General features: G+C 64.8%; 16 protein-coding genes. 8 read left to right on the top strand and 8 right to left on the bottom strand.

Annotation, left to right across the window (positions count from 1 at the left end):
* Position 1 precedes the first annotated feature (1 nt).
* From FIV42_RS05940 to FIV42_RS05925, 4 genes are all read right to left on the bottom strand, one after another.
* Positions 2-2,431: a glycoside hydrolase family 65 protein gene (locus FIV42_RS05940; RefSeq protein WP_141196784.1), complete on the bottom strand. Its 2,430-nt coding sequence runs from the start codon at positions 2,429-2,431 to the stop codon at positions 2-4.
* A 17-nt stretch (positions 2,432-2,448) separates the two neighbouring features.
* The gene (gene otsB / locus FIV42_RS05935) at positions 2,449-4,002 is read right to left on the bottom strand and encodes a trehalose-phosphatase (protein WP_141196783.1); all 1,554 of its coding nucleotides are present in this window, start codon (positions 4,000-4,002) and stop codon (positions 2,449-2,451) included.
* 151 nt (positions 4,003-4,153) lie between these two features.
* A complete protein-coding gene (ppsA, locus tag FIV42_RS05930; RefSeq protein ID WP_141196782.1) occupies positions 4,154-6,532 on the bottom strand; it encodes a phosphoenolpyruvate synthase in 2,379 nt (792 codons plus the stop codon).
* Positions 6,533-6,921: 389 nt separating this feature from the next.
* Positions 6,922-7,884, bottom strand: coding sequence for a transposase (locus tag FIV42_RS05925; protein ID WP_168210449.1), 963 nt, complete (start codon positions 7,882-7,884; stop codon positions 6,922-6,924).
* Between the two features lie 292 nt (positions 7,885-8,176).
* On the opposite strand from FIV42_RS05925, the gene FIV42_RS05920 reads away from it, so the two are divergent.
* The 3 genes from FIV42_RS05920 to FIV42_RS05910 all read left to right on the top strand — a co-directional run bounded on the left by FIV42_RS05920 (position 8,177) and on the right by FIV42_RS05910 (position 14,410).
* Complete coding sequence (locus FIV42_RS05920; protein WP_168210448.1) at positions 8,177-9,700, top strand: class I adenylate-forming enzyme family protein; 1,524 nt, start codon at positions 8,177-8,179, stop codon at positions 9,698-9,700.
* 174 nt (positions 9,701-9,874) lie between these two features.
* On the top strand, positions 9,875-13,624 hold the full coding sequence (locus FIV42_RS05915) for a serine/threonine-protein kinase (protein WP_141196779.1): 3,750 nt from the start codon (positions 9,875-9,877) through the stop codon (positions 13,622-13,624).
* Between the two features lie 126 nt (positions 13,625-13,750).
* Positions 13,751-14,410, top strand: a complete 660-nt coding sequence (locus FIV42_RS05910) for a 2OG-Fe(II) oxygenase (protein ID WP_141196778.1) — start codon at positions 13,751-13,753, stop codon at positions 14,408-14,410.
* 119 nt (positions 14,411-14,529) lie between these two features.
* Here the strand turns inward: FIV42_RS05910 and FIV42_RS05905 are convergent, their stop codons facing one another.
* The 4 genes from FIV42_RS05905 to FIV42_RS05890 all read right to left on the bottom strand — a co-directional run bounded on the left by FIV42_RS05905 (position 14,530) and on the right by FIV42_RS05890 (position 17,815).
* Positions 14,530-15,288, bottom strand: coding sequence for an SDR family oxidoreductase (locus FIV42_RS05905; protein WP_141196777.1), 759 nt, complete (start codon positions 15,286-15,288; stop codon positions 14,530-14,532).
* Positions 15,289-15,471: 183 nt separating this feature from the next.
* Positions 15,472-16,440, bottom strand: coding sequence for an alpha/beta fold hydrolase (locus FIV42_RS05900; RefSeq protein WP_141196776.1), 969 nt, complete (start codon positions 16,438-16,440; stop codon positions 15,472-15,474).
* A gap of 150 nt (positions 16,441-16,590) precedes the next feature.
* Complete coding sequence (locus FIV42_RS05895) at positions 16,591-16,860, bottom strand: hypothetical protein (RefSeq protein WP_141196775.1); 270 nt, start codon at positions 16,858-16,860, stop codon at positions 16,591-16,593.
* 364 nt (positions 16,861-17,224) lie between these two features.
* Positions 17,225-17,815: a polyhydroxyalkanoate synthesis regulator DNA-binding domain-containing protein gene (locus tag FIV42_RS05890; protein WP_168210447.1), complete on the bottom strand. Its 591-nt coding sequence runs from the start codon at positions 17,813-17,815 to the stop codon at positions 17,225-17,227.
* A gap of 188 nt (positions 17,816-18,003) precedes the next feature.
* Between FIV42_RS05890 and FIV42_RS05885 the strand changes: the two genes are divergently transcribed.
* The 5 genes from FIV42_RS05885 (at position 18,004) to FIV42_RS05865 (ending at position 22,826) form a co-directional block, all read left to right on the top strand.
* The gene (locus tag FIV42_RS05885; protein WP_141196773.1) at positions 18,004-18,975 is read left to right on the top strand and encodes a hypothetical protein; all 972 of its coding nucleotides are present in this window, start codon (positions 18,004-18,006) and stop codon (positions 18,973-18,975) included.
* Positions 18,972-19,910 carry an alpha/beta fold hydrolase gene (locus FIV42_RS05880; RefSeq protein ID WP_141196772.1) on the top strand — a complete coding sequence of 313 codons (939 nt, stop codon included), beginning with the start codon at positions 18,972-18,974 and terminating at the stop codon, positions 19,908-19,910. Before FIV42_RS05885 ends, FIV42_RS05880 begins: the two co-directional genes overlap by 4 nt.
* Entirely contained in the window at positions 19,907-21,478 is a 1,572-nt protein-coding gene (locus FIV42_RS05875) for a TIGR04551 family protein (RefSeq protein ID WP_141196771.1), read from the top strand. Before FIV42_RS05880 ends, FIV42_RS05875 begins: the two co-directional genes overlap by 4 nt.
* A 1-nt stretch (position 21,479) precedes the next feature.
* Positions 21,480-22,337: a hypothetical protein gene (locus tag FIV42_RS05870; protein ID WP_141196770.1), complete on the top strand. Its 858-nt coding sequence runs from the start codon at positions 21,480-21,482 to the stop codon at positions 22,335-22,337.
* Between the two features lie 177 nt (positions 22,338-22,514).
* Positions 22,515-22,826 (top strand): hypothetical protein, encoded by a 312-nt coding sequence (locus FIV42_RS05865; protein WP_141196769.1) that lies wholly within the window; start codon positions 22,515-22,517, stop codon positions 22,824-22,826.
* The last annotated feature ends 73 nt before the right edge of the window (positions 22,827-22,899 follow it).

The following is a 22,899-nucleotide window of genomic DNA, read 5'->3' as shown; positions in this document are numbered from 1 at the left end:
TTCAAGTTCGCTTCAGGCGGAATTCGCGGCACTCACCGGCCTCCAACCGATAGACGTCGCCGCCGAATCCGATGCGGATCGGCTTGGCGCTGCTCTGGCGAGCGCTGATCTCGAGGCGGTCTTTCGAGATGGTCACCGCCAGCGAGTGGGCGCGCCAGCGAATGTCGAGGTGCAGCCGGGCGAGTTCGTCGGGAAGCTGCGGGTTGAAGCGCAGCACGTCGTCGCCGCGAATCTCGATGCCCGCGTAGCTTCGCTGGACCAGATCGACGGTGCCGGCCATCGCGCCCAGGTGGATGCCCTCGGGGGTCGTGCCCCCCTGGATATCGGAGATGTCGCTCTTGAGCGCGTCCAAAAAGAGGTTCCACGACTGGGAGCGGTCGCAGTCGGCGGTCACCCACGAGTGCACGACGCGGCTGAGCGTCGAACCGTGCGAGGTGCGCTGCAGGTAGTAGTTGATGTTGCGCTGCTTGATGTCGGCGTCGAACCCGTAGCCCAGACGCTCGAAGATCTCGGCGAGCTCCTCATCGGAGAACAGGTAGAAGAGCATGAGCACGTCGGCCTGTTTGGAGGCCTTGTAGCGGTTGGGCGTGTCGCCCTCGGCCTCCAAGATGCGGTCGAGGCGCTGGATATTGTCGTACTTCTCGCGATACTCGTCCCAGGCGAACTCCTCGAGCTCTTCGTACCCCTCGAATTGGCTGACGATGCCGTCGTCGTGAAAGCAGAGGCGCATGTTGTGGCTGATGTCTCGCCACCGGTCGATCTCGTCGGGGCGAAGGTCGAGCATGTCGCGCAGCTCGTCGTAGCGAAGCTCGGGGAGCCTATCGAGCACCTCGAGGGCCTTGGTGAGCACCCACACGGCCATCACGTTGGTATAGGCGTTGTTATCGAGCCCCGGCTCGTCGGCGTTGGGATAGCTGTCGTGGTACTCGTCAGGCCCCATCACCCCGTGGATTTCGTAGCGCTCGCTGGTCTCGTCGTAGGTGGTCAAGCTGGCGAAGAAGCGGGCGACCTCCAAGATGACCTCGGCGCCGTAAAAGAGCAGGTACTCCAAGTCGTCGGTGACCTGGTAGTACTGCCAGACGTTGTACGCGATGTCGGCGCTGACGTGATATTGCAGGTGAGTGTTGTCGGGCAGCCAGCGTCCGCTCTCCGGGTTGAGGTGCAAGACCTGGCTCTCTTCGCGCCCGCTGCTCCCGCTCTGCCAGGGAAACATCGCCCCGCGGTAGCCCGCCTCCCTGGCCGCCTGGCGCGCCGCATCGAGGCGCCGATAGCGGTAGTTGAGCAGGGAGCGGGTGATCTCGGGCATGCGCAGGTTCATCAACGGAAAGATGAACAGCTCGTCCCAGAAGATATGGCCCCGATAGGCCTCGCCGTGCCAGCCGCGAGCCGGCACGCCCGCGTCGAGATCCTTGGTGTTCGGCGAGACGGTCTGCACCAGGTGGAAGACGTGCAGCCGAAGGACCAGGGCCGGGTGGAAGCGCTCGCCTTTGGCGTTGTCGACGTCCATGGCGATGTCGAAGCGCCGCCACAGAAGCTCCCAGGCCAGCGAATGCCGCCGCTGTAACTCGTCGAAGCCGGGCAAGTCCGTCAGCTCGTCTTTGGCCGCCAGGCCACACTCGGCGATGGCGCGGTCGCGCGAGCTGAACATGGAGACGACCTTCTCGACGCCGACCTCGTCGCCTTCGGCCACCTCGAGGTCGAACACCTGGCCGATCATCCCCCCGCTCTCCTCGTGGAGCCGGCGGTGGGGCTCGATTCGCTCCCCGTTGCAATACACGCGGGTCCGCGCGGCGGTGGCGACTTCGAGGCGCGACTGGAGCGTGCGCACCTTCAGGTAGACGGTCTCCTCGTCGACCTGCTCCATCTCGACGGGCCTGTGGTGCTGGCTGGCCAGCCGTTTGTAGCGCTCGACCCCCTCGTTGATCACCCGGCCGTCGATGCTGCTGCGAAACTCCAGCGAGCCCGACCAATCCTCGGCGCACACCTCCATCTGGAGGCCGGCGACGTGGGAGCGGGCCAGGTGCACAAAACGGCGCTCGACAAACGAAGTGGTGCGCTCGGATGCGTCACGAAAGCGCACCCGTCGGGTCAGCAGGCCCGCCTTGAGGTCGAGTTCTTGATGGAAGTCGAGGATGTCGACGTCGCGCAGGTCGAACCAGTCGCCGCCGTCGATGCGGAAGTGCAGGCTCAACCAGTTGGGAAAGTTGACCAGATCTTCGTTTTCGATGACCCGGCCGGCGATCTCGGTCTCGAGGCGGTTGTAGCCGCCGGCCAGGTACGTGCCCGGGTAGTGGACTTTGTCGGCGTGGGCCTCCGGAAACGCGCCGCGGGTGGCAAAATAGCCGTTACCCAACGTGCACAACGCCTCGCGCAGGCCCTGCAACTCGGGGCGAAATTGGTGGTAGACCAGTGACCAGTGCTCATCCGTCATACTGCGCCTCGCTTGGCTTACAGGCGGTCGGCCAGATTATCCAAAAAGCGTTTGACCGCGTCGGGATCGGCCAGCCGGTAGTCGGCGGCCGTCGGCTTGGCGACGTCTTGGACGGCCAGGGTGATGCCGCGGCCCTCGAGGGCGCGAAAGGCGTCCTCGTCGGTGACGTCGTCGCCGATATACATGGGCACGACGTCGTCGCCCGCCAGTCCCAGTTTATCGAGCAGCCAGTCGACTGCCTTGCCCTTGTCCCAGTCGATGTTGGGCTGCAGGTCGTAGACCTTTTTGCCGTGGGTCTTTCGTAGCTCGGAGATATGATCGACGACCTGGTCGACGTGCTTTTCGACGGTGGGCACGTCCTTGTTGGCGACCTGTCGGTAGTGGACGGCCAACGAGTAGCGCTTTCGCTCGAGCAGCGCCCCTTCGATCCGGCGCGTCCGTCGGCGTAGCTCCTCTTCGGCGCGGTCGAGGGCGGGCACGAAGTCCTCGCCTTTTTCGAGCATCATGCTCTCACCCTCGGGCCCCAAAATGTCGAAGCCGTGGCTGCCTGCGTAGGCGATATTGTCGATGCCGACGCGCTCGCGCACGTCGCCCAGGTCGCGGCCGCTGACCACCGCCACGGTGCACTTTTCGTCCATGGCGCCCAACCGCTCGACGGTCTGCTTCATCTCGTCGGACAGCACGGCCTGGTCGGGTTGGTCGACGATGGGCGTGAGCGTGCCGTCGTAGTCCAAAAACACCGCCAGGTGCTTGTCGCTCACTTGCTCGACAATCTCGTCCAGTGACTCCATTCCACTCTTTACGGTCTTGGGCATTCGCTCTCCACTCGCTGCAATTTGAAGTTCGTCAAAACTACTGATCACGATATCTGCGCCGGCCTCGGACAGTTGCGCTGCGTCGTCCCCGCGGGCCATGCCGATGACCTGGCAGAAGTGGCCGCGCCGGCCAGCCTGCACCCCGGAGACGGCGTCCTCGACGACCACCGCGTGGCGCGGCGTGGTGCCGAGCCGGCCGGCGGCCTCGATGAACATGTCGGGCTCGGGCTTGCCGGCCAGTCCGTGGGCGCCCAGGTCGTTGCCGTCGACCCGCGCGGCGAACAGGTGCGCCAGGCCGGCGGTGTCGAGCACCGTCTTACAGTTCTTGCTCGAGGAGACCACCGCAGTGCGCACCCCGCGCTCGCGAAGCATCTCGACGAAGCGCACCGCGTCGTCGAACACCTCGATATGACCCTTGCTCAAAAAGGCCTGGTAGCGCTCGTTCTTAGCCGTGCCGACCGCATAGACCGAGTCGAGCCCGGGCGCCGCGTCGGCATCGCCCATCGGCAGGTCGATGCCGCGCGCCTCCAGGAAGCTCTGCACGCCCTCGTAGCGTGGCTTTCCGTCGACGAAGTCCAGATAGTCCTGCTGGGTGAACGGGTCGAAATCGGCGCCGTCACGCTCGCGCAGAAGCTCGTCGAAGGTCTCTTTCCACGCCTCGAAATGCGCCGAGGCAGTGTCGGTCAGCACGCCGTCGAGGTCGAAGATGACCGCCTCGAGGCAGACAAGGGACAACGACTTCGATGGATGGGCCATGGCACACTCGAAGAAGCGGGGTTGTTCGCGTGGGGCGAATCTGACCACACACCTGCCCAGGTCAAACACGTAAGTCACCACGGAGCGCACGGTGCCCACGGAGAGAATGGTTTTCTCCGTGAGCCCCGTGATCCCCGTGGTGAATCAGTCGTTAGCTCTTTTCGACCTCGGCGATGACCTCGAGGGTCTTCATGATGCTGTCGGGGCTCAACGAGATGGAGTCGATGCCATGCTCGACCAAGAAGGCGGCGAAGTCGGGGTAGTTGCTGGGCGCTTCGCCGCAGATGCCCACCGAGCAGCCGCGGTCGTGGGCGGTGTCGATGAGCTGGGCGATGAGGCGTTTGACCGAGTTGTTACGCTCGTCGAACAGGTACGACAGCCGTTGGGCGTCGCGGTCGACGCCCATGGTCAGCTGGGTCAGGTCGTTCGAGCCGATGGAGAAACCGTCGAATCTCTCGCAGAACTCGTCGGCCTGCATGATATTGGTGGGGATCTCGGCCATCACGTACAGCTTCAGGCCATTTTTGCCGCGCTCGAGCCCGTTCTCCTCGATGACCTCGAGGACGCGGTCGGCCTCTTCGGGGGTGCGGCAAAACGGGATCATCATGATCACGTTGTCGAAGCCCATCTCGTCGCGCACCCGCTTGATGGCCTGACACTCGAGGGCGAAGCCGTCGCGGTAGTCGTCGCTGTAGTAGCGCGAGGCGCCGCGCCAGCCGAGCATGGGGTTGGCTTCGTCGGGCTCGAATTGGCGCCCGCCGATGAGGTCGGCGTATTCGTTGGTCTTGAAGTCGCTCATGCGCACGACGACCGGGTCGGGGTACTGCGAGGCGGCGATGGTGCCGATGCCCCAGGCCAGGTGGTCGACGAAATAGGCGGGCTTGCTCTCGGAGTGGCGCGTCATCTTCTCGATGCGCTCGCGGGCCTCCTCGTCTTCGACCTCGTCGAAGCGGGTGAGCGCCAGCGGGTGGATCTGGATGACGTTGTTGATGATGTACTCCATGCGCGCCAGCCCGATGCCGCGGTTGGGCAGCTTCCACCAGCTCATGGCGGCGCCGGGGCTGGCGATATTCATCATGATCTGGGTGTCGACCTCGGGGATCTCGGAGAAGTCGACCTCGTGAGTTTCGAAGTCGAGGCAGCCCTCGTAGACGTAGCCTTCGTCGCCTTCGGCGCACGACAAGGTGACCTCGCCGGCGTCTTTGATCTTGTTGGTGCAGTCGCCGGTGCCGATGACCGCAGCCACGCCGAGCTCGCGGCTGACGATGGCGGCGTGGGAGGTGCGCCCGCCGCGTTCGGTGACGATGCCGGCGGCCTTCTTCATGAGCGGCACCCAGTCAGGGTCGGTCATTTCGGTGACCAGCACGCAACCCTCCTCGAACTGGTCGGCTTGGTCGATGCTCTCGATGACGCAGACCGGCCCGGCGCTGATGGCGTTGCCGATGGCCAGCCCGGTGCACAGGGGCTCGCCGTGCTCGGTGAGCTCGTAGGACTTCATGGTGCCTTTGGTCGCCTGCGAGTGCACCGTCTCGGGGCGCGCCTGCAAGATGGACAGCTCTCCGGTCTCGCCGTCTTTGCCCCATTCGATGTCCATGGGGCGGTCGTAGTGGTCCTCGATGACGACGGCCCAGCGGGCGAGTTGGAGGATTTCGTCGTCGTCGAGCACGAAGCGGGCGCGTTCCTCTTCGGGCGTCTCGATATTCTCGGTCGGCTCGTCGCCCCCGTCGCTGTAGACCATCTTGTTTTCTTTCTCGCCCAACTGCTTGCCGATGATGGGCTTTTTGCCGTCGGCGTCCAAGAAGGGCTTGTAGACGTTGTATTGGTCGGGGCGGACGGTGCCGCCGACGACGTTTTCGCCGAGGCCGAAGGCGGCGTTGATGACGACGGCGTCGGGAAAGCCGTTTTCGGTGTCGATGGTAAAGAGGACGCCGGCGCCGGCTTTGTCGGCGCGGACCATCTTCTGGACGCCGACCGACAGGGCGATCTTCATGTGGTCGAAGCCCTTTTGCTCGCGGTAGGAGATGGCGCGGTCGGTGAAGAGGGAGGCGAAGCAGCGCTTGCAGGCGTCGAGCAGGGCCTGGTCGCCGTGGACGTTGAGGAAGCTCTCCTGCTGGCCGGCGAAGCTCGCGTGGGGCAGGTCTTCTGCGGTGGCGCTGCTGCGGACGGCGACGTCGACGTCGTCACGCTCGTAGCGCTGGCCGAGCTCGGCGTAGGCCTCGAAGATGGCGTCGGCGATGGCCTCGGGAAATTCGGCGTCTGCGAAGCGCGCGCGGATGGCCTCTCCGGCCTGGTGAAGCTCCTTGTCGCCGGCATCGAGCGCGTTGAGCTCCGACTGCAGCGGGTCTTTTAGCCCGTTATGCTCGACGAACTCCCAGTAGGCGTCGGAAGTGGTGGCGAAGCCGTCGGGCACGCGGATGCCCTCGTCCTTGAGCGTGGCGATCATCTCGCCGAGCGAGGCGTTCTTGCCGCCGACGAGCGGAGTGTCGTCGGAATTGAGAGTCTCGAACCAGCGCACGTACTTCTGAGCCATGTGTCCTCCAGACGCGTCAAGACGGACCCCATAAACCGCCCCGCAAAGATCGAAGATGAAAAAGATGCTTCCTGTACTGCCTACGGTTTGTTGAGCCTAACCGCCCCACCAACTCGTTCAACCCCCCAACAGGTGTCAGACACCGTGTGGCCCCCGCAGAATGCGGCCCTGAGGGCGATCGCGGCGGCATAAACTGTTGCGTCGGACAACCCCTACACGCTCTTCAATGCAGCCGTGTTCGGTAGGTCGGGGCGCGGGGTGCCCGTCGGCCTGTTTCGTTTCCATGTGGCGCAAGGAGGGGGGCTTAGAAGGCACACCTCGGCGAACTCGCGGCTCGGGAAGGCGCAAACGGGCGGGTACAATGGCTGGCACGGCAAATGGGGGGCGGCTCAATTGAGCGACGGTGGCGGCTCGCGGCGGATATCGCAGCTGCCGCCCACGCAGAACTGGCGGCCCGGCGGAATGGTGCCGTCGGGAAATTCGACATCCGACTTGCCCTCGCGCCACCTGCCGACCGCCTTTCGGTACCGGTCGACGAGAAGTCGTCGGTCTTCGCGGTACTCCTGGCGCTGCTTGAAATCGCCGCCGTGACACAGCGGGCGCGGCGCCTTTTTCGACTTCCTGGGAGAATCGCTCCACTTCACGCTGAGTACCTTCTTTGGCCCAGGGCACGGCACGGTGCGCAGTTTGGCGAGTTCCCCAGCGTGTGTGTGGCACTCGTCGACGATCTTTTGGTGGTAGGCGTCGTCGTCGAGATTCTGCCACTGCGGCAGCTTGGCCATTTCGAGGGCGTACCGCTCGGTGGCCATCTCGATGAGCTCGGCTTCGGTCTTGTCTTTGTTCTTCCGTTTGCGCTTCTCCGCCCAGTACGTCTTGCGGTTGACCACCTCGCCCACCATCGGCTTTCCGCTCTTGTGGATGTCCCAAGAGCAAAGCCCCGGCCACTGCTTCGGGTGGTGCACGAGGTTCGATTCAGACGGGTTGCACACGATGTAGCGTAGACGCTGGAGCATCGCCTCGTCGGTCAGGACCTTGGTTGCGGTGTAGCGACGCTCCCAGAAGGTGCCGGTGCGGTTGCGTAACTTGTTGATCTTTTTGGCCAGCTGGCTCTGGAAGTCGCGCATGAACAGGTGCATCTGCAGCGAGCGGCAGCGCGCCAGGATGTGGAAGTGGTTGGACATGAAGCAAAACGCGAAGATTTCGACCCCGTACATCCAGGCGTATTTGGACAGCAGCCCCAGGATGATGGCGTTGACCTGCTCCTCGGGCAGAAGTGCATAAATCTGGTGCAGGGTGCGGTTGCCGAGTTCGTAAATAGCGTCCTTCTCTTGATTTCGCAGCGGGTGTCCCATCTGCCTGGCTCCGTGAATAGATGAAGGTTCGTCTACAGCCCTCATTACGGTTTTCGGCAAAAGGGGGCGATTCGTTGCGTGTTCGGGCGAAATTTCTTGGGAAGACCCGGGAGGCGATCGCGCACGAGATCGCGCTCACAGGCGCATGAACCTTAGCCCACACGGTGTCTGACACCGTTCGGGGGTAGGGCGGGGATGGGGGGCAGATCTGTGTTTGTTTTGCATTATGTTTGTGATGCCTACATTGGCCGTGTGCGAAAATCTAGCTGGCAGTAATTCGAGGAGTTTTGCGATGTCTACCCACCTTACGCTGGGCGAGTTGTTCGCCGCGTCCGTCGCCGAGCGCGGCGAACATTCTTTTGTGGTCGCCAGTGCCGAGTCGGTCTCGTACAGCGATTTTGCCGAGCGCGCCGCTCGTGTCGCCGGCGGGCTCTCAGCCCACGGCGTCGAGCCGGGCGACCGCGTCGCCGTCATGCTCCCCAACTCCCTCGAGTGGCTCGAGTGCTTCTTCGCCGCGGCGCACCTCGGCGCGGTCGCCGTGCCCATCAACCCGACCTACAAGTACGACGAGGTCGACCGCATCTTGGCCGACTCCGAGGCCGTCGTCCTTGTCACCGACACCGAGCACGCTGCCATGGCTGAAGGCCTCTTCGAGGAGCGCCTGACCGTGCGTCGCGTGTTTCTGACCGGCGGCTCCGACATCGACAGCCTCGACTGCTTCGACCAACTGCGCGACAGCCCGAAGGCCCCGCGCGTCGAGGCCGCCGCCGACACTCCGCTCAGCCTGACCTATACCTCCGGAACCTCGGGCAACCCGCGCGGTGTGCTCCTGTCGTCCAGTAACTACGCCTACGCCGCGCAGACCGTGGCCGGCACCGTCGGGCTCCACACCGACGACAGGCTCATGTGCGCGCTCCCTTTTTGCCACGTCGCCTCCCAGGTCCTCGGGCCGCTCGGCGCGCTGGCCGCCGGAGCCACGTTGCTCGTCCCCGGCGCCCAACCCCTGCAGAAACTCGTTCGTGCCGTCGAGTCGAGCCAGGCCACTGCGCTGGCCGCCGTGCCCAACTTCTTCGAGCGCCTGACTCGGGCCGAAGGCCTCGACGACGCTGACTTGGATGGGCTTCGCCTGGCGGTTGCCACAGGAGCGCCTATCTCCCCGGAGGCCCATTCGGCCTTCGAGGACCGCTTCGAGCTCCCCCTTATAACCTCGTACGGCCTCACCGAGGCCTGCGGCGTCAGCACCATCAACGTCGATGGCCCCGACGGCCGGCGCCTCGGCTCCGTAGGCCGTCCCCTTTCCGGCCAAGAACTCCAGGTGGTTGACGACGACGACCTCCAGCGCCGCACCGGCGCTGCCGGTGAGTTGGTGCTCCGCGGCCCCAATGTCATGCTCGGCTACCTCGACGAAGACGCCGCCACGGCCGACGCCCTTCGCAGCGGCTGGCTCCACACCGGCGACATCGGCTTTGTCGATGACGACGGATTCGTGCACTTGGTCGGCCGCAAAAAGGAGCTCATCGTCCGCGGCGGCGACCATGTCTACCCGCGCGAAGTCGAGGATGTGCTGCGTCGCCACCCTGCCGTCGCCGAGGCGGCTGTCATCGGCGTCGCTGACCAGGCCCAGGGCGAAGAAGTCGCCGCCTTCATCGTTGTCGAGCCGGGACACACCCTGTCGGCCGGTGAAGCCATCTCCTTTTGTCGCGACCACCTCGCCAATTACAAGTGCCCCGGCATTGTCGAGTTTCGCGACGCATTGCCGATGACCCCGACCGGTCGCGTCCGCAAAGCCTTCTTGGCGCAGATCTATGTCTCGTAGCGCCCCCATCCTCTGAAAGCTTCGAAATGGCGCCCCCCGCCGTATTCGAACACCTCACGACTTTTTTGCTCGATTGTTTTGCATGAGGGCTGGTGTCTGTGTATCTTGAATGAAAGTGTTTTAGTCACATTGTCGTAGAGGGGGCGTCGTTTACGAGCGCCTGGGACTTCACGCATGAGTCCGTTTACTCCACCGGCGGTTCGCGCGTCCGAAAAGAGCGGGCGGCGTGAATTCTTCATCGGGCCCTACCGCCTGACCGAAAGGTTGGGCAAAGGGGGGATGGGCTTGGTGTATCGAGCCATACACGTCGATACCGGCGAACAACTGGCGATTAAGACGCCGCTCGACGCCCGCCAGGAGGCCGTCGCGGCGTTGCGCCGCGAGGTGCAAATCCTCGAGACGCTCGACCACCCCGGCGTCGTGCGTCTGCTCGACAAGGGCACCTCGTCCGGCGTGCCCTGGTTTGCAATGGAGCTTCTGGCGGGGCCGACGCTGTTGGACCACTTGGGGTCCTTCGGGGCCAACTACGATTCACAGCTCGACTTGGAGCCTCCGGCGACAAATACCCACCAGCGGGTCAACGGACGGACACCAACTGCCGCGGCGGGAGTGGCTGAGCGCCTGAAGCAGCGCGGGCGCAACCGGCGCATGCAACTCAGGCGGCGCTTCGATCTCGACGCGCAGCGCTCCACGTTGGTGATTTTGACGCGAGTGTGCCGCACGCTGTCGTACCTGCATAACAAAGGGGTGGTTCACCGCGATCTCAAGCCGTCGAACATCTTTCTTCGTTCGGCACAAGATCCGGTGCTTGTCGATTTTGGCGTGGTCGGCTGGTTCGAGGGCACTTATAGCCGCGACCGATTGGCCGGCATCGACCGGCAACGCTTCGCCGGCACCTTGCAGTACATGGCCCCCGAGCAGTTGCGCGGGGATTATGTCGACGCGCGTGCCGACTTGTATGCGCTCGGCTGTATCCTGTACGCGAGCACCACCGGTCGCCATCCCTTTGCTGGACTCACTCCACAGGCGGTCATTCGACACCACCTCGACGGCGCCTACGTACCTCCCGAGGAACTCGTCGCCGATGTCCCCGCAGAGCTGTTGCAACTGATCGAAAGGCTGCTCGAGCCCGACCCGCGCGACCGCGTCGGCCACGCCGACATCGTGGCGCGCAAGCTCGAGAGCGTGACCCGGACCGAGCCGCCCCGAACGGTGGGCTCGGAGTCTGCCGTTCGGTCGAGCCATTTGAGCCGGCCGCGGTTTGTCGGGCGCGAGCACCTGCTCGAAGAGGTGCTCGACGCACTGCAATCGACCAAGCCTGCCAACCTGGTCATGATCGGCGGCTTGCGCGGCAGCGGCAAGACCCGCTTGGTCATGGAGGTTGCCACGCTCGCCGAGCGCGCCGGCTATGTGGTCACCGCCGAGAGCGCCGAAGCCGGGGTGGGCGAGTCTGCCGAGGGCGCGTATGCCGAGCCGTTGTCGGCGTTTCGCGCCACCCTGCAAACGATCGCCGATCGTTGCCGCGAATATGGCGCCGTTGAAACTGCCCACCTCGTCGGCCGTCGCGCCAACGTCTTGGCTCAATACGAGCCTACTTTGGCAGGGCTTCCGGGCAACGAAGCTCTCCAGGCGCCCACCGAGCTGCCGCCAAGAGCGGCTCGGATGCGCGCCTACGCCTACTTGACCGAGACGCTGGCAGCTTTTGCCGAGACGGAGCCCCTGCTCATCATCATCGACGATGTCCATTTGGTCGACGAGATGTCGCTCGAGTTTCTGGCATCGACTCTGCGCAATGGCGGGCTCGAGGGAGTGGCTATTGCGGCGACCTACCGCGTCGAGCACGACGACCGGCTCGGTGATTTGCTCGACGCGGCGGGCTTGCGACGCTTCGAGCTCGAGCCACTCTCCGCCGACGATATCGCCTCGCTGCTGCAGGGAATGCTCGCCGTCGATGAGGTCTCTGCGCGACTGGTCGACCGGCTGGTGGCCGTATCGGCCGGCAGCCCGTTTGTTGTCTCGGAGTACCTGCACGCCGCCGTCGATGAGGGGCTGATTTCGCGTCGCGATGATGGCTCCTGGGATATCGACGACTCGCTCACCGAGGAGATGGAGTCGTCAGACGTCTTGCCCTTGTCGCGGCGGGTTTCCGAGCTGATCGAGGGGCGCCTCGAGCGCCTTTGTGACGCCGAGCGCGACCTGGTCGACGTCGCTGCGGTGATCGCGCGCCGTTTCACGCCGGCTCTCCTGGCCGAGGTCACCGGGCGATCCACTGAGGAGCTCGGCCCAATGCTCGAGCGCCTCTGCGACAAGCGCATTCTCACACCCATCGAAGGTGCGTACCGGCTGGTCGAGCATGTGAGGCGGCTGGCCTACGAACTGCTCGCCGAAGACAAGAGGCATCTGAGCCACCAGAAAGTGGCGCGCGCGTTGGAGCACGGGCCGAGCGAGCAGGTCGAAGCCCGCCAACTCGTCGAGCAATGGCGCGGGGCCGGCATCCCTTCGCGAGAGTTGTGCTACATCGAGCGCGCCGCCAAAGACGCGCTGGTGCGCGGCGCTTCGGTGGAGGCGCTCGGGTTGCTTCGCCGTGGTCTGCGATTGGCCACGCGGCTCAGCGATCCCGCCGAGCAAGGCCCGAAACTGCGGCGCGCCCGCTTGGAGCGGCTCTTGGCCAAAGTCTACTGGTCGCGAGGCAATATCGACGAGACGGTCCATCTTCTGGAGCGCTCGCTGGCTGACCTCGGCTTTGATGTCCCGGACTCTACCACCACGTGGAGCACTCAGGCGCTCGGGCAGACCGCCAGGCAGTTGACTCACTTGGTGTGGCCTCCGCATGAGGTCGACGAAGAGCTTGGTGACCCGCAACTGCTCGACGAGATCCTCGAGTCGAGCCTGGCGCTTCTGTGGGCGTGGTTGATCGCAGGCGAGATCAACAAGGTGGTGGTGTTGGCGGTGCGGCTGGCCAATATCAACGACAGGCTCGGCGCCGGGCGCGGCCAGGCTCTTCCATACGCACTGATCGCCGCCCTGTGTCGTCGCCTCAACCTCGGTCCGCTCGCCGGCGTCTACGAGATGCGCGCTTGGGAGAATTTTGGCGACGCGCGCTCGGAGATGGACGTGGTGGGCGCGACGCAGGTGTTTGCGTACACGAGCATCGCCCGAGGCGAGTGGGACGACGCCGAGCGGTTGATGAACCGCGCGCGCGACGTCAGCGAGCGGGCCGGTGACTTGCTCAATCTGGAGAATTTGCTGATTTCGGAAGCAGTGCTCGAGGTCTGTCGTGGTCGCCTCGAGCATGCGCAGGGACTCGTGCGCGAGGCCGAAGATCCGAGAACCCCGGTACGTCAGGAGCGGATGGCCGCCTGGAGTCGCGTCGTGCGGGCCATGATCGCGCGTCAGCAAGGGGAGTGCGAGCGCGCCATCGAGTTGCTGCGGGCACCTTCTGGCTCGCTGGCAAAGTTGGTCACGGGGCGGGGATTTGCCCTGTCGGTCAAGGCTTCCGCCGAGGTGCACTGTGGCGAACACTCGCACGGGTTTCGCACAGCCCTCGAGGCGCTCGATCTCTTCGAAGAGCTGAGCGGCGGCGCCGACACCAACATGATGCTCTATCCTATCTACCAGTGTCTGGGAGAGGTTCTATTCGCCTGTTGGTGTTCCGAGGAGTTGACGGCCCACGAGCGTGAGCGGGCCCTGGGCAAGGCACGTTATCTGACTCACCGCCTCGGCCACCTCGCCACGCACGTGCCGGCCGCGCGTCCTGCCTGGTTGCGCAATGAGGGGATGCTCGCTGCGGTCGACGGCGACTTCGCCCACGCCTCGGCGCTGCTCTCGGAGAGCCTGGCCGGTGCGCGCAAGTTCGATCTTCCCTTCGAAGACCGGCTCACGCGACTCGCCGTGAGTACGCTGGGCGCGCTCCCGACGCTTTGAACCCTCCGTCACGGCACGGCGAGGCGTGGGCAATTAGGTCTTCCCGACCTCGAAAGAGTGGAGTATTCTGGGCGCTTGGTTCGTTGGACTGTTTGAGATGTGAACGTGAAGACCGAGGGGGTCCAAATGAAGCGTTTGCCTAAACGAGCAGGATGGCTGCCGGAGGGTGGCCCGCAGCGGCTTCTGACAGATGACGAGATTCGTCTTCTGGGGGAGTCGTCCTTTTTTGTGCGTGACGGATTCGTCGACGAGGCGTTGGCCGCCGAGGCGCGCGCCGAGATCGACAGACTCGCCGAGGCCGAGCGGCTTCGGCCGGCGGGCATCAGTCGCGGGATGAACTACCGGGTCGAGGACCGCGTGCGCGGCGACCTGATCACCTGGCTCGACCCGGCCGAGGCGACGCCGGCGCTGGCTGCGGTGCATCGTCGCTTCGAGGAGCTTCGCGACGAGCTCAACCAACAAGCGTATATGGGGCTCGACTACTTCGAGGTCCAAATCGCCCAGTATCCCGGCGGCGGGGCAGGCTACGACCGCCACGTCGACGCGTTTCCCGGCAGCCCCAACCGCCGGGCCACCGCGATTCTGTACCTCAATGAGGGCTGGCAGCCCGAACATGGCGGCGTACTCCGTGCGTGGCTTCCCGACGGCGAGGTGCGCGAGGTCGAGCCCGTGTCGGGACGGCTGGTCGTCTTCCAGAGCGACCAGATTCCCCATCAGGTCATGCCCACCTTCGCGCCGCGCTGGGCGGTGACCGCGTGGTACCGGCACCGCTCGGCGGTGATCTAGATGGCATAGCACCAAGAAACGGCGAAAGGACCCGAAGCCGGGTCCTTTCGCACAGCGGAGAAGAGCGGTCGGGAGCGGTCCCAACCTGGGAGGCAGCGGAGCCTCCCTAGCGGCAAGTCTTATACTTGCACGCCTCCGTCGACATCGATGCAGCGACCGGTGAAGTAGTCGCACTCGATGACAAATTTAACAGCCTGGTAGATCTCTTCGGGCTTGCCCACGCGTCCCAGCGGGATCTGGGCGGTCATCTTCTCGAGCATCCGCTCGGGCATACCCTGCAAAATCGGCGTATCGATAAAGCCGGGGGCGACTGCGCCCACGCGGATGCCGTGGCGCGACAGCTCTTCGGCCCACAGCTTGGTGTCGGCGATCAGGCCGGCTTTGGCCGCCGAGTAGTTCGACTGGCCGCGGTTGCCGTGGCGGCTGACCGAGCTGATGTTGACGATGACGCCGCCTTCCCCACCCGACTCGATGATGTGGGCGGCGACCTCGCGGGTGCACAAAAACGGGCCGGTCAGGTCGACGTCGATGACCGACTGCCACTCGTCCATCGTCATCTTGCGGATATCGCCGGTCTTGCGGTCCTTTTTGACCAACAGGGCGTCGCGGAAGATGCCGGCGTTGTTGACCACGCCGTTGACGCCGCCCAGGGCGTCGACGGTCGTCTCGACCAGGTTGGCCACGCTGGCCTCGTCGGTCACGTCGGCCACGCAGGTCTCCAGGGTGCCTTCCGCCTCTTCTTTGAGCGAGGCGAGGCCCGCTTCGTCGATGTCACAGGCCATGACGGCGGCGCCGTCGCGGGCGAGCATCAAGCTGAAGGCGCGGCCCATGCCGCTGGCGGCGCCGGTGACGATGATTTTTACGTCGGATAGATTCATTTTGGGTTCCTCTGGGTACTGAGTTGCGTTTTCGGTTGTTGTGGCGGCCCCTCCGCGGGCTCTCGCTTCGCTCCGCCCGCACCTCCCCCCGCCGAAAGGCGCGGGGAGGAGCTTCTTCGAAAATCGCGGAGCGGCAGCTTAGCGACGGGCGAGGCGGAGGGGCGGCCGCGCGTCGGCGGAAACCTACACCGCCAGCTTCTCCCCAAACCAGTCGGCAATCGCCGGATACAGAATTCGCGGCCCCTTGCTGCCGACCACGGCCCCGACGTGCCCGCCGGGCACGCTCAGGTGTTCGGACTCGGTCGAGCTTACGTGCTCGTTGAGCGCGGTGGCGGCCTTCGGCGGGCAGATGTTGTCCCGATCGGCGGTGATGGTCAACAGCGGGCAGTCGATGCGGCCCAGGTCGACGCGCTCACCGCGCACGTAGTGCTCGCCTTTGTGCAGCAGGTTTTGCTGGTACAGCTCGCCGATATAGGTGCGGTAGGCGGCGCCCGGAAACGGGATATTGTCGCCGACCCACTCTTCGAGCGCGAAGAAGCTGTCGGTAAAGCCCGGTTTGTGCATGCGGTCGGCCAAGAGCACCCACTTCGAGATCTGGCCGGTGGGGCGAAGGCTGACGAACCCGTCCTGCATCTGATTGGGCGTCAGGTTGCCCGGTTCGGTCAGCGCCTCGGGGTCGAACCAGCGCTCGTCGACCAAGGTCGCGAGCAGGCCGCCTTCCGAAAAGTCGATGGGCGCGGTCAGGCTGACGAGGGTGGCGACGTTTTCGGGCTCGAGCGCGGAGTAAATCGCGGTGAGCGTGCCGCCCATGCAGTAGCCGAGCAGACCGACTTGGGGCGCGCCGGTTTCGCGTTTGACACGGCGCACCATCCGGCCGAGTCGCGCGATCACGTCATCCCACGTCAGGTAACGGTCTTCGTCGTTGGGGATGCCCCAGTCGAGGCACCACGTGTCGTGGCCGGCCTCGACGAGCGCCTTGGCAAGGCTGGCGCCTGGGCGCAGATCGAGCACGTACCAGCGGTTGATCATCGAGGGGACAAGCAGGATCGGCAGACCCTCCTTGCGCTCGACACCCTCCGGCTGACGAAACCGATACAGCTTGGCTGTCCCGTTCTCGAACAGGGTATCTTTGGGAGTGGTTGCAATATTCATGAACTGCTCGCGTCGATGGAGTAGGGGAGGAGCTCGGAGGGATTCACCACGGGGACACTGGGGTCACGGAGAAAGAGAAAAGAAAGCCGTTCCCCGTGTGCCCTGTGTCCCCGTGGTGAACCCCATCTGCTACGCGCTCAACACGTCGACTCAGTCGCGCGGCGAGAACATATCACCGGCGTTGCGCACCGCCTCGATGCCGATTTCCCAGACATCCTGAGTCAGCGCCTGCGCGTAGCGCATCGACGCACGGTTGAGCGCCGCGGCGTTCTCCATGGCCTGGTCGGCCTGCTCGAACCCCTGCTTTTGCAGCTTGTTGACCTGCTGGTTCCACGACTCCATGCGCTCCAGCTGACCCTCGAGGGCCTTCTGGAAGAAACCGAAGCTATGTTGCGCCTGCGAATTCTTTTTGTCTGCCATCGTGTGCCTCCTCAAATTCAAACAACATCGGTGTGAGTGAATCGGGGGCGGTCTCTCCGCCCGTCGACGCTCCAAAGGATTAGGGGCGGCGGCGAAGAGTGTCAAGATGTTTTTTGTGCGGCGCACAATCGCCCCTCCCCGCGGAGCCGGGGCTTGCCCCGAGCGGAGCACTCGCCGGTGCAGCCCCGCGGCTCGACGCGGGGTTTTGATCCGCAATCATCACTGGTGCGCGAATTGGTATGTCCCCATTCGGACGTGGTTCAGGCACCGCACGGTTCACCCAGGGCAAGCCCTGGGGCTGCACGGGCGCCCCAAACAACGGGGCGAGCTCCGCAGGGGCCAAGGCCCCGCTCCGCAAAGGGCATTAATCGCCCGCGTTGCCCGCCATCTGCTTCACAAGCTCCTTGAGCTCGTCGATTTCTTTTCGCATTGCAGCAACTTCTTCGGACGACTGCTCGCCAAGGCCCGGCTCCTCGGGCTCGGGGGGAGGTGCGGGTTGGGTGGGGGACTGTTGGGTCGACTGGTAGTCCTGCCAGGGCGGGGTGGTGTCCCACGGGGCCTTCTGTCCGCCGAACATGCGCATCAGCGGGTTGCTTTCGGCGAAGGGAAGGGAGCCGAACGGATTGTACGGCGAGACCTTCTCGTAACCCTGCTTGAAGCGTAGATAAATCTCGAGCGACCAGCTCATGTACTGGCTGAAAAACTCCGCCAAGTTGTCCTCGCCCATGCGGATGAGGCGCATCAGAAGCGGTACCGGAAGCAGCTTGGCGGCGCCGCGGCTCTCCAAGATGATCTGGGCGAGCACCTGCTGGGTCAGATCTTCGTCGCTCTTGGCGTCGACCACGCGCACGTCGTTGCCCTGCCGAATCTTGTCGGCCAGATCTTCGAGCGTGATGTAGGAGCTCTGCGAGGTGTCGTAGAGCCGACGATTGCTGTATTTTTTGATAGTTATCATGAGGTTGACTTGTGGACGGGCCATATGTCGTTGGAAGGCGCATTGTGCGATGCCGCATCTTATGGCGTATGCGTAACACACGCAAGCGAGCGGTGCCATGGCAAGAATGGACCACTTGACGACCACATTCCAGTTCACTATGTTGCCACACACTTGTTGCATTGCACAAAACAGCGGAGAGAAGAGCGATGCACTCTAGAACTCTGATATTCGTTGCGGCGATGGTCGCCTCCAGCGCGTGTGCGCCGGGGTATGCACCGTCGGATAGCAGCGACGATGATGCTGCGCTCACCGAAGATGGTGGGATCGACGCGGCCGACGCGGGCACCGAAGACGGCGGAGCGGACGTGGCGGACGCGTCCGATCCCTTCGATGCCCGTACGGACACGGCCGACACGCCGACCGATGATACCGGCACCGACCCCGACACCACGGGCGGCGAGGACACAGGCTCGTCGAGCTGCTCGCCGAATCACGATGGTCGGGTAGAGCGCGACGAGGTCACGCTGCGCCCGGGCCTGCACGCGACCTTTCGGGTGGCCACCGACGTGACCGTCGACACCCACGGCACCGAGCAGTCCGACGGCAGCCGGGTGTGGGACCTGTCGGGTCAGTTCGACGGCGACCACTCGGTGCTCGTCGAGCTGCGCTCGCTCGACGGCACCTGGTACAACCCCGAGTTTCCCGAGGCCGACTACGCCTCGCGGCTGTCGGACACCGAGGACGAACTCGGCGTGTTCGGCACCGACGACCAGGGCCTGTACCTGCACGGCGTGGTCACGCCTGACGACGGGCTGACGCGCACCGAGCTTGCCTACGACCCGCCCGCCAAGATCTTGCAGTTCCCTGTCGAGCAAGGTGCCACCTGGTCGAGCGATTCGGACGTGGCCGGCTGGTATTTGGGCGGCTACTGGACGGCCGACGAGGAGTACCAGTCGCAGGTCGACGCGCACGGCACGCTGAAGACACCGTTTGGCGACTTCGAGGTGCTGCGCGTGCGCACCGACCGCACCCGCACCGTCGGGTTCTCGGTGACGACCCAGATCACCTACAGCTTCGTGGCCGAGTGTTTCGGCACCGTGGCGACGATCAGCTCGAAGGAAAACGAGGACGAGGACGAGTTCTCCGAGGCCGCCGAGGTGCGGAGGCTGACCCGATGAAGCGTCTGTCGACCATAGCGGCGGCGCTCGTGTATCTGAGCTTGCTCGCAGGTTGCCTGTCGTTCCAGCCGGGCCCGCTGCCCGACGAGCCCCAGGACGCCAGCTTCACCGAGGTCGCCGACACTCGCGTGCGCTTTGTCGACGTGGGGGAGGGCCCGCCGGTCGTCCTCGTGCACGGCTTTGCCGCCTCGCTCAACACCTGGGCGCCGGTGATTCCGGTGCTCGCCGAGAACCACCGCGTCATCGCGCTCGACCTGAAGGGCTTTGGCTGGAGCGGCCGCCCCGAAGGCGACTACTCGCCCGAGGCGCAGGCCGAGCTCGTCTGGTCGCTGCTCGACGAGCGCGGTGTCGACAAGACGGCCGTCGTCGCCCACTCGTGGGGCTCGTCGGTCGCCCTGCAGATGGCGCTCTCGAAGCCCGAGCGCGTCGAGCGCATCGCGCTGTACGACGCTTGGGTGTACGCCGAGCAGCTCCCGTCATTCTTCGTGTGGGCACGCGCCGGCGGCATCGGCGAGTTGATGTTCCGGCTCTTCTACAACGAGCGCCCCGAAGACAAAATCGCGCTGGCCTTCTACGACAAGCGCTACGTCACCCAGGACCTCGTCGAGCATACCCGCAAGATGCAGCAGCAACCCGGCACGATGGCCGCCCACCTGGCCGCCGTGCGCGGGCAGCGCTACGAGGAGGTCCAGGACCGCTACAAGTCGATCGACCAGCCCGTGCTCCTGTTGTGGGGACGCGAGGACAAGGTGACCACCCTCGAGATGGGCGAGCGCCTGGCGCGCGACCTTCCGAACGCGCGCCTCCAGGTCTACCCGCGCTGCGGACATTTCCCGATGCTGGAGGCGCAGAGCGCGTCGACCCGCGACCTGGCCGAGTTCCTCAACCTCGGAGGCAGCGCTTCTAGCGCTGGTCGAAAGGAGGCCAACCAATGAAACGCCTCCTCATAACCTTGCTCGTCCTCTCGATGACCACGCCGGCCGCCGCCGCCGAGTCCGACCTCGCCCGCACCGGCCAGGACCTGCGCGAGCACCCCGACACCGAGCTCGAGTTCGACGGCTATTTCCGCACCCGCGGCGAAGCCTTCTTCAACCTCGACCTCGACCGCGGGCCGACGCCCTCGGGCCAGTACCTGTATCCCTTGCCCCTGGGCAACCCGCGCTCGCAGTGGCTCACCGGCGCCGACATGCGCCTGCGCACCGACCTGTCGCTCTACGCGCTCAACGGCACCGCCGCGGTCAAGGTGCGCATCGACGTGCTCGACAACCTGCCGTTCGGCAGCACCCCCAACGGCAACCCGCTGACCACGACCAGCCAAAACTCGCCCGGCACCGCCTTCCAGCTCAAGCGCGCCTACGGCGAGGTGTTGACCCCCTTCGGCGTGCTTCTGGCGGGCCGCATGGGCGCACACTGGGGCTTGGGCATGCTGGCTAACGGCGGCGACTGCGCGAGCTGCGATACCGGCGATGCGGCCGACCGCGTCGCCTTTATCTCTCCCATTGCCGGCCACCTTTGGGCCGCCGCCTACGACATCGCCTACGCCGGGCCGACGACCTCGCGCACCTTGGAGGACCGCGCGCTCGACCTCGACCCGTCCGACGACGTGCACGCCATCACCTTCGCGTCGATGCGCTGGAGAAGTCCCCTGGCGCGTGAGCGCAGGCTGCGCGCCGACATGGCGACCATCGATTACGGTGGCACGTTCTCGTACCGCTGGCAGCAAAACGACGTCCCCGCGAGTTGGCTCGATACGAACGAAGACGTCGAGCTCGACCCGCGCCAGGTCATGGAGCGCGACTTTCGCTCGTGGGTCTTCGACGGCTGGATGCGCGTGTTGCACCCGTGGATGCGCCTCGAATTCGAGGCGGCCTACCTCATCGCCGAAATCGGCCAGCCCTCGTCCATCCCCGGCTTCCAGCTCAACGAACCCATCACCTCGCAGCAGTATGGCTTTGCCTTCGAGAGTGATTTCGGCCCCTGGGACGGCGACTTCACCGGCGGCTTGGACGCCGGCGTGGCCAGCGGCGACTCCGCGCCGGGCTTCGGCTCGACGCTGGGCCTCGAGGGCGACCAGCCGGTCGCTGGCGACCTCGACGGCCCGCAGGCCAACCCGCCGCGCGACAACCAGATCAACAACTTCTTGTTCCACCCCGACTACCACGTCGACCGCATCCTCTTTCGCGAGATCATCGGCACGGTCACCGACGCGATGTACCTGCGCCCGCACGTGGCCTGGCGCTTCGCCGAGTTGGGCCCGGGAAGCTTCACCGCCTCGATGGCGGCGACGGCCTCCTGGGCGGTCAACGTGCAGTCGACGCCGGGCAACGCCAAGCACCTGGGCGTCGAGCTCGACCCGAGCCTGCTGTACCGCCACGAGGACGGCTTCTCGCTGTCGGTCGACTACGCGGTGCTCTTCCCCGGCAAGGGCCTGAGCAACCCCGACTTGGAGCTTTCGGCCACGCCCGCACAACTCTTTCGAGCGCGAGTCATCTACGGATTCTAAAATGCGACGTTTGACCCACAAAACCTGGCTTCTGGCCCTGGCGGGCATGCTCGCCGCGAGCGCATGCGCCGACCCGCTTCCCGAAGATCCGGCGAGCTACGAGCCGTACCGCCCCGGCGAACTCGAGCCCCTCGATTGTGTGCCCAACCTCGACGGGCAGATCGACTCGGCCGAGATGGCCGCCCGCGTCGGCGTCCCCGTACGCTATTTGGTCTCGCCGGACGGCGAACACCGCCCGGTCGACCTGAGCGGGCGCCCCCGTGGCGACCAGTTCGTCTGGGATTGGTCCGAAGATATGCCGAGCGACCAACTCGCCGTCATCGAGGCGAGCGAGCTGTCCGAGATGTGGTACGCCGACAAGTTCCCGGGCGGCCAATTCGTCGCGCCCTCCGACCTGGGCGGGCGCATCGAGGCGGTCTACTCGCGCACCGACAACGCACTGCGCCTCCACGGCCTCGCCTCGGTCGAGCAAGACCCGCCCGAAGGGCAGACACTGATGGTCTACAACAGCCCCGTCGAGCTCTACCGCTTCCCGCTCGAGCCGGGCCGAGACTGGGTGTCGACGGGCATCGTCGAGAACTCCAAGGTGCGCGGGCTGCCCTACGCCGGCCGCGACATCTACGAGGTCAAAGTCGACGCCATGGGCGAACTCGCCTTGCCCAGCTTCACCTTCGAACAGGTGCACAAGGTGCACACCAAGGTCACCCTCCAACCGGCCGCCGGCGAGTCGCAGACCACCCGGCAGGTCTCGTTTCTGTTCGAATGCTTCGGCGAGGTCGCCCGCGCGACCAGCCAGGAGGGAGAGACCGACGAGGACTTTGGAACGGCCGCCGAGGTTCGGCGGCTTGGATTTGAGTGAGTAAGGGGGGCTAGGGGGGGACTAAAGGTGACTAAGGGTGACTAAGGGTGACTAAGAATGCCCGGTCGAAAGTGGTTGCCTGAGTAACCCTAAGTGGCCCTAAGTAACCCTAAGTAACCTTAAGTACCCCAAGTAACCCCAAGTAACCCTAAGTAACCCTAAACCGAGAGGTAAACGATGATTTGGGATCTCTGGAAAAAAAGCTTCTACGCCTGGGAAAACGCCACCGCCGACTACCTGGAGGAGGTGCTCAAGAACCCGCTGGTGCTCGGCCCGTCCGGCGCAGTGCTCAACGGCATGATGAAGCTCAAGGCCAAAAAGCAAGAGGCGACCACCAAGTGGTGGAGCTCGATGGGTCTGCCGACCAAGCATGACCAGGAGCGCGCCCTGCACGCGCTCAACAAGCTCGAGAGCCGACTCCTCGACATGGAGGAGGAGCTCTGGGAGCTCAAGCAGCAGAAGAATCAAGAGCAAGCGGCGGCCGAATAGCAGTCGAGTTCACCACGGGGACACAGGGAGCACGGAGAACATAAAGAAATGCCTTTCCCCGTGTCCCCGTGAA

The sequence above is a fragment of the Persicimonas caeni genome (genome assembly GCF_006517175.1).
In the GTDB taxonomy this organism is placed as follows: domain Bacteria; phylum Myxococcota_A; class Bradymonadia; order Bradymonadales; family Bradymonadaceae; genus Persicimonas; species Persicimonas caeni.
Note: the sequence above shows the minus strand (reverse complement) of the source record. Positions and strands in the feature narration are given on the sequence as shown.

Excerpts from the sequence above, each read along its gene's own strand:
- FIV42_RS05940 (WP_141196784.1), bottom strand. The coding sequence starts at position 2,431 with ATGACGGATGAGCACTGGTCACTGGTCTACCACCAATTTCGCCCCGAG.
- otsB (WP_141196783.1), bottom strand. The coding sequence starts at position 4,002 with ATGGCCCATCCATCGAAGTCGTTGTCCCTTGTCTGCCTCGAGGCGGTC.
- ppsA (WP_141196782.1), bottom strand. The coding sequence starts at position 6,532 with ATGGCTCAGAAGTACGTGCGCTGGTTCGAGACTCTCAATTCCGACGAC.
- FIV42_RS05925 (WP_168210449.1), bottom strand. The coding sequence starts at position 7,884 with ATGGGACACCCGCTGCGAAATCAAGAGAAGGACGCTATTTACGAACTC.
- FIV42_RS05920 (WP_168210448.1), top strand. The coding sequence starts at position 8,177 with ATGTCTACCCACCTTACGCTGGGCGAGTTGTTCGCCGCGTCCGTCGCC.
- FIV42_RS05915 (WP_141196779.1), top strand. The coding sequence starts at position 9,875 with ATGAGTCCGTTTACTCCACCGGCGGTTCGCGCGTCCGAAAAGAGCGGG.
- FIV42_RS05910 (WP_141196778.1), top strand. The coding sequence starts at position 13,751 with ATGAAGCGTTTGCCTAAACGAGCAGGATGGCTGCCGGAGGGTGGCCCG.
- FIV42_RS05905 (WP_141196777.1), bottom strand. The coding sequence starts at position 15,288 with ATGAATCTATCCGACGTAAAAATCATCGTCACCGGCGCCGCCAGCGGC.
- FIV42_RS05900 (WP_141196776.1), bottom strand. The coding sequence starts at position 16,440 with ATGAATATTGCAACCACTCCCAAAGATACCCTGTTCGAGAACGGGACA.
- FIV42_RS05895 (WP_141196775.1), bottom strand. The coding sequence starts at position 16,860 with ATGGCAGACAAAAAGAATTCGCAGGCGCAACATAGCTTCGGTTTCTTC.
- FIV42_RS05890 (WP_168210447.1), bottom strand. The coding sequence starts at position 17,815 with ATGATAACTATCAAAAAATACAGCAATCGTCGGCTCTACGACACCTCG.
- FIV42_RS05885 (WP_141196773.1), top strand. The coding sequence starts at position 18,004 with ATGCACTCTAGAACTCTGATATTCGTTGCGGCGATGGTCGCCTCCAGC.
- FIV42_RS05880 (WP_141196772.1), top strand. The coding sequence starts at position 18,972 with ATGAAGCGTCTGTCGACCATAGCGGCGGCGCTCGTGTATCTGAGCTTG.
- FIV42_RS05875 (WP_141196771.1), top strand. The coding sequence starts at position 19,907 with ATGAAACGCCTCCTCATAACCTTGCTCGTCCTCTCGATGACCACGCCG.
- FIV42_RS05870 (WP_141196770.1), top strand. The coding sequence starts at position 21,480 with ATGCGACGTTTGACCCACAAAACCTGGCTTCTGGCCCTGGCGGGCATG.
- FIV42_RS05865 (WP_141196769.1), top strand. The coding sequence starts at position 22,515 with ATGATTTGGGATCTCTGGAAAAAAAGCTTCTACGCCTGGGAAAACGCC.